The organism is Propionibacterium sp. oral taxon 192 str. F0372 (assembly GCF_000413315.1).
GTDB lineage: Bacteria > Actinomycetota > Actinomycetes > Propionibacteriales > Propionibacteriaceae > Brooklawnia.
In genome coordinates this window covers 1893528-1908445 of record NZ_KE340297.1, presented here as the reverse complement: position 1 = coordinate 1908445, position 14918 = coordinate 1893528, and the positions used below count along the sequence as shown (strand labels likewise).

The 14918-nt window shown below is 61.8% G+C and carries 10 protein-coding genes and 1 other RNA gene; 2 read left to right on the top strand and 9 right to left on the bottom strand.

Annotation, left to right across the window (positions count from 1 at the left end):
* Positions 1 to 11: 11 nt before the first annotated feature.
* Positions 12 to 653, bottom strand: a complete 642-nt coding sequence (locus HMPREF1531_RS08925; protein ID WP_016669621.1) for a TIGR01906 family membrane protein — start codon at positions 651 to 653, stop codon at positions 12 to 14.
* 345 nt (positions 654 to 998) lie between these two features.
* On the opposite strand from HMPREF1531_RS08925, the gene HMPREF1531_RS08920 reads away from it, so the two are divergent.
* Positions 999 to 2630: an inorganic phosphate transporter gene (locus HMPREF1531_RS08920; RefSeq protein WP_016669620.1), complete on the top strand. Its 1632-nt coding sequence runs from the start codon at positions 999 to 1001 to the stop codon at positions 2628 to 2630.
* Between the two features lie 108 nt (positions 2631 to 2738).
* Here the strand turns inward: HMPREF1531_RS08920 and HMPREF1531_RS08915 are convergent, their stop codons facing one another.
* Positions 2739 to 3440 carry a class I SAM-dependent methyltransferase gene (locus HMPREF1531_RS08915; RefSeq protein ID WP_036898872.1) on the bottom strand — a complete coding sequence of 234 codons (702 nt, stop codon included), beginning with the start codon at positions 3438 to 3440 and terminating at the stop codon, positions 2739 to 2741.
* A 60-nt stretch (positions 3441 to 3500) separates the two neighbouring features.
* A complete protein-coding gene (locus HMPREF1531_RS08910; protein WP_016669618.1) occupies positions 3501 to 4520 on the bottom strand; it encodes an alpha/beta hydrolase family protein in 1020 nt (339 codons plus the stop codon).
* A 357-nt stretch (positions 4521 to 4877) separates the two neighbouring features.
* Between HMPREF1531_RS08910 and HMPREF1531_RS08905 the strand changes: the two genes are divergently transcribed.
* Positions 4878 to 5534 carry a 3'-5' exonuclease gene (locus HMPREF1531_RS08905; protein ID WP_156860230.1) on the top strand — a complete coding sequence of 219 codons (657 nt, stop codon included), beginning with the start codon at positions 4878 to 4880 and terminating at the stop codon, positions 5532 to 5534.
* 211 nt (positions 5535 to 5745) lie between these two features.
* On the opposite strand, the gene rnpB is transcribed toward HMPREF1531_RS08905, so the two are convergent.
* From rnpB to ptsP, 6 genes are all read right to left on the bottom strand, one after another.
* Positions 5746 to 6137: RNase P RNA component class A (gene rnpB / locus HMPREF1531_RS13085), an RNA gene on the bottom strand.
* A gap of 13 nt (positions 6138 to 6150) precedes the next feature.
* Entirely contained in the window at positions 6151 to 7596 is a 1446-nt protein-coding gene (locus HMPREF1531_RS08900; protein WP_016669616.1) for an RNB domain-containing ribonuclease, read from the bottom strand.
* 131 nt (positions 7597 to 7727) lie between these two features.
* Complete coding sequence (locus HMPREF1531_RS08895) at positions 7728 to 9563, bottom strand: ABC transporter ATP-binding protein (RefSeq protein ID WP_016669615.1); 1836 nt, start codon at positions 9561 to 9563, stop codon at positions 7728 to 7730.
* Between the two features lie 78 nt (positions 9564 to 9641).
* The gene (locus HMPREF1531_RS08890) at positions 9642 to 10379 is read right to left on the bottom strand and encodes a zinc ribbon domain-containing protein (RefSeq protein ID WP_016669614.1); all 738 of its coding nucleotides are present in this window, start codon (positions 10377 to 10379) and stop codon (positions 9642 to 9644) included.
* A 101-nt stretch (positions 10380 to 10480) separates the two neighbouring features.
* A complete protein-coding gene (locus tag HMPREF1531_RS08885; protein WP_016669613.1) occupies positions 10481 to 12259 on the bottom strand; it encodes a PTS transporter subunit EIIC in 1779 nt (592 codons plus the stop codon).
* A 4-nt stretch (positions 12260 to 12263) separates the two neighbouring features.
* Entirely contained in the window at positions 12264 to 14837 is a 2574-nt protein-coding gene (ptsP, locus tag HMPREF1531_RS08880) for a phosphoenolpyruvate--protein phosphotransferase (RefSeq protein WP_016669612.1), read from the bottom strand.
* Positions 14838 to 14918 lie beyond the last annotated feature (81 nt).

Genomic DNA, 14918 nt, shown 5'->3' with positions numbered 1-14918 from the left:
CCCGGCCGGTCTCAGTCCTGGCTCATCGCGACTCGGCGACGCAGCCGGAGTCCGACGACGATGCACGCCATCGCGCCAATCACCATGAGGACCAGGATCGCAAATGCATTGGCCATGAACAGGGATTCTGGCAAATAGTTGATGATCGGGTCGGTCCGCGGGTCAAAGATCCACAGCTCATTGTTAAAGGCGATCTGATGGAAGATGACGAAGGCCCGGTTGAAGTCGGTGATGAAGATCACCCCGAGCATCACAATGGTGGCCAACACGCCAGTTCCCCCGGCGACCAGCCCTCCCCAGGCACGGTTGCGTTGCCAATTGACCAGCAGAGCGATCCACGCAACGACCGCACCGATCACCCCACTCCAGATGAACCCCTGGAAGATCGCCTTGGCCTCGGCAAAGTGCTGGGCACCAGCCTCGGAGAATCTCAAGTGGGGAATGGTGAAATCCCCGCTCCATGGCAGCAGACAGTAACGAATGACCGCACGGTAGTTTTCGGAGATCTGCTCGGGACTCAAATTTGCAGAGTTGACCACATCGCCGGAGAACCACGGATAGGTGAAGCTCGACGCCAGCACCAGCAGCACCGACAGGCCCACGATGCCCATTCCCAGCGCGAGAGCACCCACCACGTTGAGAACCTGCTTCATCCTCATCCTCTCGTCGATCAGTCAACCCTATCCGGACTTCAACGAGGCAACCGCCCTACCCCAGTACGAGACTGAGCAGCTCTCCCCTGGCTTGGCAAGCAGACCACAAAAACTCAACCACGATGGCAAATTCCCTGCTCAAACTTCCTTGGGCCGATCATCGGGAGAAGGTGTACCATCCCCAGCGTGGGCAAGCAGAGTGCTTGCATTCTTGTTGCCGTCCGGTGGCGATATGTGGTGAATTAGACCCAATATGGGTAGCGGATCGTCCCTTGCAAAGATGCCCCACCAGCATCGCGTGCGGACAACGAATCCAGCGACTCGAGCTCTCGAAAGGGAATCTCCATGAGTTCGTCCAGCACCACACACAGTGCCGGTCAAACCCCTTCGTCCTCCTCCTATCCCATGGGGTTCCTCGGCCCGGACACGTGGTGGCATCTGTCGTTCGGATCGCTGCTCATCGTGGCCCTGGTTATCTTCTGCGCATGGTCTTGGAGTCACGTAGCTGACGGCTCCAACCGCTGGCTTCTGCTACTCACCATCGGCTTTGGCTGCTTCATGGCCTTCAATATCGGCGGCAACGACGTCGCCAACTCCTTCGGTACCTCAGTGGGCGCCAAGACTCTCACCATCAAACAAGCCCTGGTCATCGCAGCAATCTTCGAGGTCAGCGGTGCGGTGATCGCCGGTGCCTCGGTGACCGACACTGTGCGCAGCGGGATCGTCGATCTTGATGCGATCCACCTGATGCCCCTCGATTTCGCTTTTATCATGATGTCGGCCTTGTTCGGGGCCGCAATCTGGCTTTTATTTGCTACTTGGCAAGGGCTTCCGGTCTCCACAACTCATTCCATCGTCGGAGGTATCGTCGGCGCTGCGGTAACCACCGGCATGGTCACCCATACCGGCGGGGTGGATATGGTCCAATGGGGCGAGATCGGCATGATCGCCGTGTCCTGGGTACTGTCGCCGATTCTGGGCGGGATGGCTTCCTACCTGATGTATCGCTGGATCCGACGCAATGTGCTGGTCTACAACGAAACCGCCGACGCCCAGCTGCGCGCCCTGCACCAGGAACGTATCGCCCACCGGCGTCGCCACAAGGAGAAATTCGACCGGCTAACCGAGATCCAGCAGATTTCCTACACCGGCATGATGGCCCGCGACGCAGTGACTGTGACCATGCCGGATTTCCGCCCCGATAAACTCGAATCCGACTACTACAAGGAGCTCTACGCCATCGAGGCAAGGGAGGAGGAGATCAATCCCCACCATGCCCTAGTGACCTGGGTTCCCATGCTGGCTGCCATCGGGGCGATGGTCATTACCTCGATGATCCTGTTTAAGGGCCTGTCGAATCTGCATCTCGGCCTGCAGTCGACCACCACCTTGCTGATCATCTTGATGGTGGGCGCCGCAGTGTGGATGTCGGTGCTCATCGCGGCACGAACCCTGAAGAAAGGCGATCTTTCGAGATCTACCTTCGTGCTGTTCTCCTGGATGCAGGTATTCACCGCCTCGACCTTTGCCTTCTCACACGGCTCGAATGACATCGCCAATGCGATCGGCCCGTTCGCCGCAGTTCTCGATGTGCTGGGCACCAACGCCATCAACGGCACTGCCGCGGTACCCGCTGCGCTGACCTTGATGTGCGGTGTGGCTCTCATCTCCGGGCTGTGGTTCATTGGCCGCAATGTCATCAAAACCGTCGGCTCCGGGCTGACCGAGATGCACCCGGCTTCCGGGTTCACTGCCGAGTTATCGGCCGCTGCGGTGGTGATGGGAGCGTCTGCCCTCGGTCTCCCAGTTTCCTCCACCCACATCCTCATCGGGGCCGTTCTGGGGATCGGCATCGTGAACCGAGCAGCGAACTGGCGTTTGATGCGGCCCATTGCCTTGGCCTGGCTCACTACCCTGCCCGCGGCTGCGGGTGTGTCGGCGGCCTCGGTCTTGGTGCTGCGTGCCCTCTTCGGTTGAGTCACCCACCTTGCTACTCACGTGTGGGCTGTACCGGTTCATGACGCATAACCCATCGTGGTGACCATTGTTACTCACCGGGCTTCTGCAGGCCGCGCTGCACACCGCTCAGCGCATGCGACGCATCACGATGAGCCCGTCACTCAGCCGGGCCCGTTCCAGCCCGTCAGGCCCGACTGCATCCCTCACCTTGGATTCTGCTGCGAGGACCATCCATGACTTCGGGTCGAAGCCCAACTGCTCAATCTCTTGAGCGGGTGTCGGCATCTGCTGCAAGTGGTTCAGTGTTCTGGCATCGGTGCCTGATTCTTGGGCATGATGACGACGCACCCACGGCGGGATGTCCTCAACGGTCTGGAACAGGTGTGAGACGATCACCAAATGTCCTCCAGGGCTCACCCACCCGGCGCTGCGCCGCAGGATCTCGATGCGGGGGAAACCATCGACGCGCGAGTGCAGAAACGAGGCGCACACTAGTTCCTGGGATTTGGCGGGTGCCCACTCAGACAGGTCAGCGACGATCCACGAGACTCGCTCGGTGAGCCCTTCAGAACTCGCCCGGGTTTTTGCCCGTGCCACTGCGGTGGGTGAGATATCGACACCAGTGACCTGCCAACCTTGAGAAGCCAGCCAGATGGCGTCACCGCCCTCCCCGCATCCCAGGTCGAGCGCGGTTCCGGGAGTGAGGTCGAGCCCACCAAGGGCATCGACAAGAGTCGGATTCACCTTGCCGGACCATCGCGGCATCTCCCCGGCGTACTGCTCCTCCCAGTGCTCGGTAGATGTCTGTTTAGTGGTGTCGTCGGTCACGAGAATCACTGTAGGAGACCCAGCAAACCGGGGACGGCTCATCACGATCCGCCCCGGAGATCACAGGGTGCCGTGCCATTCACCCAGTCTGGAAAACAGCACCTCGTTGGATGCGTGGTATGCCGCGACGCAAGCATCCGCAGTACCACCCAGCATGATCTCCCATCCGCTGGGAAGCTGGTCCTCACTTTCGAGGAAGACGTGCCCCGCGTCGGGGTAGATGAAGGCCTCGAAACGCTCATTTTGGGCTGACAGATTCTGCGCAGCGATGTCTCCCTGCCACATGGCATCCTTGTCACCGGCGAAGAACAGGGCATGGCCCCGGAAGTCGCTCAGATCGATCCTTGAGGAATCGTCTGCACGCTCAGCAGCCTGCTGGTACACCGGCCGGTACTGCGGGGGACGTCCGATGATCATGTCCCACAACATTTTCCCGATACGGCTACCGTCGGCCTTGCGTAGGGACGCGTAGGGCACGGATTCGCCCCTGTTGGTGAAGCTCGGCAATTCCTGGCTGTTCTTGGGGCTGAGGCCAGGATAGGAGTGGTCGCCCGGGGTGTAGTTGACCAGGTTATCCACCGGATAGCCGTGGGCGGCCAGGAGTGCGGTGTATTCGGCCCCCTTGGAGGAGCCGATCACCGTGATGGGCCGGGGTTGCTCGATGGTGGTCTCGACCCAGCTGACCACCTCGTCGAACTGATCCAGCGGGACCTGGGACAGAGCCGGGGCCTGGTTGGGCTGGCCCCAAAAGTATAGAGCTAACACCTCGTAACCTTGGTCGGCGATCGTCTTCGCCTGCCAGTAGGCAGGGGAGCCTTCCGACCCCCCGTAGACGATGACGGTACCGGGGTGAAGCCGCTGTTCTGGGATGAAGTGGAAACCGTTGAGGTGTTCGCCCTCAATCGACACGATGTGGTCGTCCGTGGGGTATTGGGCCTTGTCCCGCGAGTCGGACATAGAGTTCACGATGGGGTATTTGTGCCCGTTGTATGCCCGCGCCCCGATGATGGCCAACACCAACACGGCGATCAGCCCGACGAGCACCCCCACGACCTTAAGAGCAGTCTTCAGTGCCTTCATCGGCTCTCCTTGCCTAGGCTCCGTTGCCTATCTCGCCAGTCTGGCGATGGCTTGAATGCCACCATACATCGATCGGTGGCAGTTCGCCGCAGTATTCCGGCACCGGCTGATGCGGGGATGCAGGTGACCGTCACGGTGGGTTCGTCCAAGCCATCGCCACCCATGCCCGGAATCTACCCGTGAAAAGGCGCGTCCCTGGAACCTGTGGCCGCGCAACGAGAGCACCCACGACGCGATATTGATCTCGTCACCCAGAACCGTGAGACGGATTGGTGGACCACCTTGAACCATGCGCTCGACAGGAACTCAAAGACCTCACCCAATCGTGGGCCAATGGAATACTCACACCCACGTACCATGAGAACCCGACCAAACAGTAACGAAACGGGAGGCATGACAGTGGGCGGCATCCATCACTCAACCGCGCGAGGTAGGCGACCGGCCCTGTCGAGCCCCAGCACGGCCGATCTTCTCGCACGGGAATTCGTCGCAGTCGATTTCGAGACCGCGAACCGTCGTGGCGGTGTTTCGGCCTGCCAGGTGGCATTGGTGAAGTTCCGCGACGGTCAGTTGGCCGACAGACTCACCACCTTCATCCGCCCACCATCAGGCTGGGATGATTTCGAGTTCACCTGGCTGCACGGCATCTCCGCCAGTGACACCCGGCGCGCCCCGATGTGGGATGCGCTGGCTTCGTCCATCACCGCGTTCATCGGGGATACCCCGGTGTATGCGCACAATGCGTCCTTCGACGCCCGGGTGTGGCGTCAGCTCGATGAGTTCTTCGGCACCGCATCCCTTCCGCCGCGATTCTTCTGCAGCCTTCAACTAAGTCGTCGGATGATCAAGGGACTGCCCGACTATAAACTGCCCACCGTCGTCGACCGCTGCATCCCGGGGTACCGCTTCGACCATCACCGGGCCGATGCCGATGCCGAGGCATGCGGGCTGATCATTGCCCACCTGCAGACTCTCCCATACCCTGGCACCGGTCGATCCAAGGGACCGCGATGACGCTCCAGTTCCCCGCTACCCGTGGCCACTGAGCAGGGAGGAAAAGCCATGTATCGTGCAGGATGCGCTACGGAATACCGCGACCATCAAGTCTCATGGGGTTCGGGCTTGTCTCTCCATAGGGCGACTCATCCGATCCATCGGGCCGTCCCCGGACAATTAGGATTGCTAGTTGCCTCGCCTGGCCCATTGGACACCTGACGAATTCTAGAAGACGAGTCGGCCTGTGAGCCGGATTCTGTTCACCCGGTTCCTCGCGGATGCCGGGTGCGGTGATCATCCATCTGCGATCACCATTTCTGGTGACCTTCCCGCACCGGTTCCCCGGTGCGCGTGCGACCTACCCGCAGACTCGGGCGGGCAGCCCTCGAACGTCTGCTGTCTGGTCTTGCTCCAGGTGGGGTTTGCCCTGCCACGACTGTCACCAGTCGCGCGGTGGTCTCTTGCACCACCGTTTCACCCTTACCCAAATACCGAAGCATTCAGGCGGTCTATTCTCTGTGGCACTGTCCCGCGGGTCGCCCCGGGTGGGTGTTACCCACCACCTTGCCCTGTGGAGTCCGGACTTTCCTCAGCTTGCGCCGCGATCACCCGGCCGACTCGTCCGGTCGACAGCCTAGCGCTCCACGACGGCTTTCACCTCACCGCTACGCGGGTTCACCGCCTCAATGCGCACTCGCACCACCGATCCCAGCTCGATTCCGCTGCCGCTGGCCGGGATCTCCACCGCCACCTCGGGAAGCGACACTACGACGCGTTCTGGGCTGCGGTTATCGGTATCCACGACGGTTGCATCGAATCGGTCGCCAATCCGCTCACCCAGCACCAGGGCCTCGGCGAGAGAAACGATGCCCCGCTCGAATTTCTTCGCCCGGCGATCGGCCTCGGTCATCAACTCCGGCATTGATGCCAACCCCTCGGTAAGCCAATCAGGGATCTCGCGGCCCGCGATCACCTCGACGCACACCTGTCCGACGAATCTATCCACTAGCCGACGCAGCGGCGCGGTGACGTGGGCATAGGGAGCCGCCATCGCCGCGTGCCAGGTGGCCTTCTGGGAACGGTCACCGGTGATCAGGGTGTAGCCCGCTCCCCTGAACAGGGTGATGCAGGCATTCATCATCGCCTGGTCCGCCGGGCACGAAGCATCCAGGGAACGCACGAACTGCGGGTAGCCGACGTCCGCAGGCCAGTCGAGTCCCAATGAACCGGCCGTCAGCCGTAGCCGGTTGATGTCACGTTCGTCGGCAGATGGCAAGGTGCGCAGCACACCCACACCAGCCTCGAGCATCGTGCGCGCGGCACACATACCGGTCATCAGGGAGATCTGCGCATTCCACCCCTCCACTGCAAGCGGGGTCCGGAACTCCAAGCGCCATTTGTCGCCGTCGGCGACGACCTCCTGCCCAGGAATGCCCAGCGAAACCCCGCCGCGTTCTGCCTCTATGCGCTGGCGACGTTCCCCTACCTCGCGCAGCAGTTTCAGCGTTGTCAGGTCCGTCCCTCGCTCAATGGCCGCCTGTACACCCATATAGTCCAGCTTGCTGCGATTAATCACCATGCCCCGGCGCAGATCCCAGCTGCGCACCTCGCCGTCGGCATCAAGATCCATCTGCCACACCAGGGCCGGACGCGGTGTTCCATCGGCCAGCAAGGAGCCAGCCTTTTCTGACAGCACCTGTGGGTGCAGCGGAATACGCCACCCTGGAGCGTAATGGGTCAAGCCCCTGCTGCGGGCTTCGGCATCAATCGCCCCACCCGGAGGCACCCATGCCGCAACATCGGCGATCGCATAGTGCACCCGGTAACCGTCGCCGTTGCGTTCGATGTACATCGCCTGGTCGAGATCGGTCGAAGAAGCAGGATCAATGGTGATGAAACCGAGATCGGTGAAATCTTCACGATGAATACCATCCACCGGCCCCGAGGCAGCCACCTGGCTAGCCTCCGCCAACACCTCGGGTGGGAATTCGCCAGGTATCTCCAACTGCTCAGCCAGGGTTCGGAAGCCTTCCCGGAGCGGGGCGGGAACAGACGGCAGCGTGATATGGCGACGTGGCATGGCACCAAGCCTATGAGGCCAGCGGTCAGGAACCGGCGCCTGCCTGCTGTGATGTGCTCACGCCCCAGCCCGATGCTCTTGGGATTCTGGTTCCGGTTCCACTGGACCATGCCCCACGCAGGTCATCGGTGTCACTGATGACTCTGCCTTCGCACCACATCTCGGCTACCCGCATCAACCAGTTCCCGATAAATTCCACCGACCGCCATCAGCTGCTGGTGATCACCACGTTCGACGATGCGCCCATGGACCATCACGATGATCTCGTCGGCATGCCGGATAGCTGACAATCGGTGGGCGATGGTGATGGTGGTACGTCCGGTAACCAATTCGTCGAGGGCCGCCTGCACATCGCGTTCGGTGCCTGAATCGAGAGCCGAGGTCGCTTCGTCGAGAACCAGAATGCGGGGGTTGCGCAGCAGGGTGCGGGCAACGGCCACTCGTTGGCGTTCCCCACCGGAGAACCGGTGCCCGCGGGCACCGACCATCGTGTCCAAGCCCTCCGGCAGTTCGGTCACCACCTGGTCCATCCTGGCAACCCGCAGCACCCGCCACAGTTCCTCGTCACTGGCATCTGGCTTGGCCATGAGCAGGTTATTGCGCAGAGTGTCATGACCGAGCCAGGTTTCTTGGGAAACCACCCCGACGAGTTCGGCGAGATTCGTCGATGCGATCCGGCGCAGGTCGATACCATCGATCGTGATCTCTCCGGTGATCGGATCGCACAACCGCGAGATCATTGATGCGAGTGTCGATTTCCCGGATCCAGTGGCGCCCACAATGCCCAGCGATCTTCCCGGGGAAACCACCAGGTTGATGTCGGTGAGCACGTTGGTCTCGGCATCCGGGTAACGGTAACCAACTTTCGTAAACCGCACCTCGCCACGCGCCTGCTTCGGATCGAGGTAGATCGGTTCGCTGGGTTCGGCCACCTCGGGAACCAAATCCAGATATCCGAAGACCCGTGACATCAGGGCCAGGGATGCAACCCAGTCGACACCGATGTTGAGCAGTCCCATGACGGGCCGGAAGATCTGGGTTTGGAGGGTGGTGAAGGCGACCACCGTACCCAAGGTCATCCCACTGGGCCCCAGCCCAGCCGCCAGGTAGATGATCGCGGGCATCGCGGCAAACAGCACCGACATGACCCCCATCCGCCAGCGCCCGGCCAGTTGGGTTCTCAGATCCAGGCCGACGAGATCCTGGGAGGCCCGGGAGAAGCGCTCGGCACGCTCCTCGGCGATACCGAGGGTCTTGGTGAGCAGGGCCCCGTTAACCCCCATCGACTCAACGACCTCGGTATTCATCTGCGCTAGCAGACGTTGTCTTTCCGCGGTGATATCGCGGCGCAACAGGGCCACCTTGCGGGTGACCCAGAAAGCCGGGGGCAAGATGATCATCGATACCACGGACAGCCGCCAGTCCAGGGCGACCATGGCTACCGCCTTGGCCACCGCCGTGGTGAAATTCGTGGCGATCGAGGTGGCCGTGGATGTGAACACCGTCTGCAGACCAGCGATATCGTTGACCAGCCGGGATTGGATCTCGCCAGTCTTGGTGTGTTTGAAGAAGTTCATCGACTGGCGTTGCACGTTGGCGAAGACCTTCACCCGAAGATCGTGCATCACCGCTTGTCCAATCAAGTTTGCCAACCAGGTCTGCCACACTCCGGCCACCGCGCCGATCACGGCGAGCCCGATCATGCCGACCACGGCCCCCACCAGCAACCGGTCATTGTCATGGGGCAGGGCGTCGTCGATCACCGCTTTGAGCAGGAAGGGATTGGCCACCCCGATCAGTGCGGTGGCGGTGATAACCGCCAGCAATACCAACAGCCTGAGGTACTGGCCGTTCATCAGCTCGGCGACCCGGTACATGGGCACTGGCGATTCGGCCAGTTGGGCACGATCGGCCGGGTCAACGCGTCGCGGCCCCACACCTTGGGGCGATTTGTCAGGAGCAGGCATGACGGCTCACCCCCATGATCTCGCCGACCAAGCCGCAGCGGGCCAGATCACAAACCGGTCTCGACCGGACAGCAGGAATCACAGACCGGATTCCGCGGTCCGCACCAGGATGCGCGAGCATTCCTCACACCGCACCACCTCGGCGGGTGCCATGGTGCTAATTCTCTTCAGTTCGGAAATGCCGAGTTCCATACCGCACCCACCACAGCGACGAGTCTTCAACTCGGCAGCTCCCGTTGTGGAGCGTGAAGCAATCCGCTCGTAGAGGGCGACCAGATCGGTAGGCAAAGTGGTAACGAGCGTCCCGCGCCGTTCGCGCACCTGGGCGAGTTGAGTATCGATAGTTTTCGCACTGGCATCGCGGGCACCCAGCAAGGAGCGCATGGTGGTCTCCACTTCAGTGCGTTGTTTCTTGAGTGAGGCGATCTGTGCATCAAGAGCCTCAATGCTCTCCATCGCCTCCAACTCGGCATCCTCCAGATCCGAGATACGTCCAGTGAGGTGTTCGGTCTCCTCGATCATCGCCGCAAGCGCCTTGGGGTCGATGGTACCGGCATCAATGGTTGCCCGATTGCGTTCAATGCGGGCCCTTGCGGGGGCGAGATCCTTCTCAATGCGTTCCATCTCGAAATCTGCGTCGCCACGACGCGTCTCGGCCGCCACGATCTGCTCACTGTAGCCCGAGCGCACCGCCTGCAGCTTGACGAGTTCCTCGTTCTCCGGAAGGGAGGAACGCTTGTGGGTGAGCTGGGTAATCTGTTTATCCAACTCAGCGATGGTCAACAGGGCATTCTGAGCACTCGGATCAGCTTGCATCAATCCACCTTTCGTTGCCCCGAAGCCTAGACCGTGGGCCGGGCACCCGCACCCCAGCAGGCATCGGGGCAGGCCACGAACCGTGACCCGCCCCGATGTGTTCAGGCGTCGATGGAAGCAAGCTTCCGGCTCAGTACCGTCGCATAGTGATCGGCATCAAGACCCACGATTAGGTGCCAAACTCCCGGACTCACCTCGGTGGATGCCTTGACTCCGGTCTCAATGAGAGCGGGGCGGTTCACCAAGCTGGAATCGGCGACGATCACCCGCAGCCGGGTCTCCGCAATGGCCTCGGCTTCGACGATGTTCGCCTTGCCACCCAGCACCTCGACCCACTGGGCCGCGCGGTTGCTTTCGGCCGGGCTGACCTCAACGGCCTCGACAGCGGGCTCCTGCGCGGCCTTGGCAGCGGCCCGTTGCTCCGGGGTTCGGTAGTCACGGAAGATGACCAAGATCATCGACACCGCGAAGGCGGAAAGCACCGAGATGCCGTAGAGAATCATCGAACCGGTGTTCGCGTGACCAGATGCGTCGTTGTTGAAGGTCGGGATCGTCAGCAGGGAGGTGAACACGAAGGCGTGGGTTGTCACGCCTCCACCGATACCCTGGATGAGGCCACCCACCAAGCATCCGACGAGCATTGACGGGTAGATCCGCTTGAACCTCAGGTGGATGCCGTAGAGGGAAGGCTCCGAGATACCACCCAACAGGCCCGCAGCCAGGGCACCGGTTGCCGTCTGACGCATCTGAACGTCCCGGTCGCGGGCGGCCAGGAAGAGCACACCAGCGGTAGCACCGAAGCAGGCGAAATTCCATGCGCCCATCGGGCCCTGGATGTAGTCGTAACCGAGTTGGTTGATGTTGAGCAGCATGACCGCATTGATCGGCCAGTGCAGGCCCAACGGCACCATGAATGGATAGGCCAGCGGAATGACGACCGCGAAGATGAACGGCGAGAAGGAATTGATGGCACCCAGGCCACCGGCCACCCAGGCACCGATGTAGACACCGATCGGGCCGATCAGGAAGGCGGTCAGCGGCAGCATGATGATCATCGCTAGGAAAGGCACGAAGATCAGCTGCAGGTTCTCCGGGATGATCTTCTTCAGCCCCTTGCTTAGCGGCCCGAGCACCCCTGCCATGAGCAGCGGCGGGAAAACCTGCGAGGAGTAGTCGAAGAGGGTCAATGGGAGACCGAAAACCTTGACCAGCTTGATCTCGCTACCGGCAACCACTGCGGTGTATGCCGAGGGGTCCTCCTTGAGGGCGCTGAACCCAGGAAGCATCACCAAAGCCATGATGGCAAAGCCGAGCCAGGGATCGGCCCCCAATTTCTTGGCGGCGTTGTAGGCCACCATCAACGGCAGGAAGACGAAGACCGCCTTCCACAGCAGGTTCACGAATTGCCACGATGGCGGGAGTTCGACGCGCGGATCGGCCCAGTTGCCGATTACCCCGAGGGTGGACATCAAGGCCATGAAAGTAATGATCAAGGAGGCACCCAGCAAAGTACCCAGGATCGGCCGGAAAGAATCAGCAAGGAACTCGAAGAAGGAATCCACCCAAGCAGCCTTGCCGCGTACCCCGCCCTGACGCGCGGCAGCCTTGATCTCCTCGTTACTCATCTCGCCACGGTTCGCCATCTCCGGGAGCGCGTTGATGTCGTTGTATACCGACGCCACTCCCCCACCGATGATCACTTGGAAGCGGTTGCCTGCCTGGGGCACGCTTCCCATCACCCCGTTGATGGCATCCACGGTGGCCCCGTCAACCCCTGACGCGTCGACGAGCTGGAAACGCAGCCGGGTGGCACAGTGGCTGAGGCTTTGGATGTTGCCCGGTCCCCCAACGGCCTTGACGATATCTGACGCAGTACTCATTTCCTCAGACCTCTTCCACGGGAACCAGATTGCGAACTTCGGTCGGCGTGCCGCAGGCAATCGCCTTGACGGCGAGCTCCTGGCACTCAGCCAGGGAATGTGCCCTGACGGTGGCCTTGACCGCAGGGATGGATGGGATCGAGCAACTCAACTCATTAACCCCCAAGCCGATGAGGATGGGCACCGCCTGTACATCGGATGCGATTCCACCACACACCCCCAGCCACTTGCCACGGGCATGCAGGGCTTTCGCTGCCTGACCAATCAGGGTGAGGATAGCCGGGTTGCAGGGATCAACCTGAGGGGCCAGCTTGGGGTGGCCGCGGTCCATCGCCAAGGTGTAGCTGGTGAGGTCATTGGTGCCGACGCTGAAGAAGTCACAGCCCTCCTCGGCTGCGAACTGTTCGGCCAGCACCGCCACCGAAGGCACCTCCATCATGATGCCCACCGATACCTTGCCCGCAGGATTACTCGCGGCCTTCTCCTCGTCGAAGATCGCCTTGGCACTGCGCCAGTCGTCGAGGGTAGCGATCATCGGGAACATCACATTCAGATCCGCTCCCTCACCGGCTGCGCCGAGAATCGCGCGAATCTGCGAGCGCAGCACCTCGGGTTTTTCAAGGCCCACACGCACCCCGCGCACGCCCAGGAAAGGATTCTCCTCAGCAGCGATCGGCAGATAGGGAAGCGGCTTGTCACCGCCAACATCCAAGGTACGGATGACCAAGGGTCTGCCCTCCCCGATGGACCGGGAACAATCGGCATAGACCTCACGTTGCTCATCTTGGGTTGGGGCACTGGCACGCCCCATAAAAATGAATTCGCTGCGCAATAGACCAACCCCCTCGGCGCCTCGGGCCATTGCCTCCTTGGCATCCTCGGGGCCACCGATGTTAGCGACGACGGAGATCTGGTGCCCATCGGTGGTGATCGCTGGGGCATCCTTGGCAGCTTCCTGGGCTGCCCGAATCTCGGCCATCCTCGCCTGGCGTTCCCGCAGAGCACTGATCTCCTCATCGGGCACGTTGATCCGCAGCGTGCCCTTGGTACCGTCGAGCACCACCTGAGAACCGTCGGGAATATCCAAGGCCCTGGGCTCAATGCCAGCCACTGCCGGGATGTCCAGCGACCGTGCAATGATCGCTACGTGTGAGGAGGCCCCGCCACGAGCGGTGGCGAAACCGACAACCTTGGTGCGATCCAGCTGGGCCGTGTCGGAAGGGGTCAGTTCCTCGGCTACCAGGATGGTGTTATCCGGCAAAGGTGCACGTTCGCTGCGCTGACCAGTAAGTTCCTCCAGCACTCGCTGGCCAACGTCCCGCACATCGCTGGCCCGCCCCGCGAGGATCGGATTCGGCAGCCCGGCAAGTTGGTCGGCGAAGGCATTGAATGCGCCACGCCATGCGTAGGGGGCGCTGCGGCCCTTGTCGATGGCGCTCACCGCGAGATCGAGCAGCGAGGGATCACCGAGGATCTCCTGGTGTGCTGCGAAAATCGCGGCTTTCTCCGGATCCGCCTCAAGCTCCAGACGCTGCTGCAAGGCAGACAGATCGAGCAATGCTCGGTCAATGGCTGCATTCAACTTGCGGCGCTCCAAGTGGTGATCGGCAGCGTCCTGCTCGACGGTGATGTCATCGCGACGCAACTGGACTACCTGGCCGATGCCGAGCCCTGGGGATGCCGCTACGCCCAGTAGCAGGTTCTCGTCGCCGGACCGCGGAGTGGCAACGACCTCCAACTGCTTGGGCTCGACCACCGCGGGCACCGGCGCCGTGTCATCGGTTCCGGTCACCGGCGGGCAATCCTCACCAAGACCACCACGGATAGCTTCGGCAATCTTGGCGACGGCATCGTCAGCATCGGCTCCGTGCGCAGTCACCACGATCTTATCGCCGCAGGTCACGGCCATCTGCAAGATCGCCATGATCGACTTGGCGCTGCACGAGTCGTCGCCGCGCCGCAGCCGCACATCGGAGTCGAATCCCTTGGCCAACCCCGCCAAGGTCGCTGCAGGCCTGGCATGTAGACCGGTGGGATTCGGTAACAGGATCGCCTCGGAGACCGCAGTGTGCACTTGCCCGGTGGCGGCACTCGTCTGCTCGCTAGCCCCGGCGAGTTCCACGCTCGCCGCGAGATCCTGTCCACCCACCACGACACCACTATTCGCCTTGATGGCGGACACGATGTCCATGTTGGTCACGACCACCTGGGTCAGTAGCGACTTGGCCTTGCGCCCCACCTCGTCCAGATCGACACGGATCAGCGGATCGCCAACGGCGACCATTGCTCCCTCGGTCACCTGGGGGGTAAAGCCATCGCCGCCCAATCGCACCGTGTCCAAACCGATATGGATCAGCACTTCAAGGCCTTCTGCCGAACGAATGCTGACCGCGTGATGGGATGGCTGGAGGTCGATGACCTCGCCGGCGATCGGGGCGACCAGCAGGTCACCGATCGGGTCTACCGAGAAACCGTCACCGACCATCTTCTTCGCAAAGACAGGATCGGGCACTTTCTCCAAGGGCACCAGCACCCCGCTGAGAGGTGCCATCAAGGAGATGCTCACCGGATCAGTCATAGCCATCCTTTCAATCGCACGGGACCACGTCGTTCCGCCAACGCCGATCTCCGGGCCCGATGCCAGAGCGCACAACAGCCC

What these genes read in the sequence shown, in the direction of transcription:
- HMPREF1531_RS08925 (WP_016669621.1), bottom strand. Translation starts at nt 653, where the DNA reads ATGAAGCAGGTTCTCAACGTGGTGGGTGCTCTCGCGCTGGGAATGGGC.
- HMPREF1531_RS08920 (WP_016669620.1), top strand. Translation starts at nt 999, where the DNA reads ATGAGTTCGTCCAGCACCACACACAGTGCCGGTCAAACCCCTTCGTCC.
- HMPREF1531_RS08910 (WP_016669618.1), bottom strand. Translation starts at nt 4,520, where the DNA reads ATGAAGGCACTGAAGACTGCTCTTAAGGTCGTGGGGGTGCTCGTCGGG.
- HMPREF1531_RS08905 (WP_156860230.1), top strand. Translation starts at nt 4,878, where the DNA reads ATGAGAACCCGACCAAACAGTAACGAAACGGGAGGCATGACAGTGGGC.
- HMPREF1531_RS08900 (WP_016669616.1), bottom strand. Translation starts at nt 7,596, where the DNA reads ATGCCACGTCGCCATATCACGCTGCCGTCTGTTCCCGCCCCGCTCCGG.
- HMPREF1531_RS08895 (WP_016669615.1), bottom strand. Translation starts at nt 9,563, where the DNA reads ATGCCTGCTCCTGACAAATCGCCCCAAGGTGTGGGGCCGCGACGCGTT.
- HMPREF1531_RS08890 (WP_016669614.1), bottom strand. Translation starts at nt 10,379, where the DNA reads ATGCAAGCTGATCCGAGTGCTCAGAATGCCCTGTTGACCATCGCTGAG.
- HMPREF1531_RS08885 (WP_016669613.1), bottom strand. Translation starts at nt 12,259, where the DNA reads ATGAGTACTGCGTCAGATATCGTCAAGGCCGTTGGGGGACCGGGCAAC.
- ptsP (WP_016669612.1), bottom strand. Translation starts at nt 14,837, where the DNA reads ATGACTGATCCGGTGAGCATCTCCTTGATGGCACCTCTCAGCGGGGTG.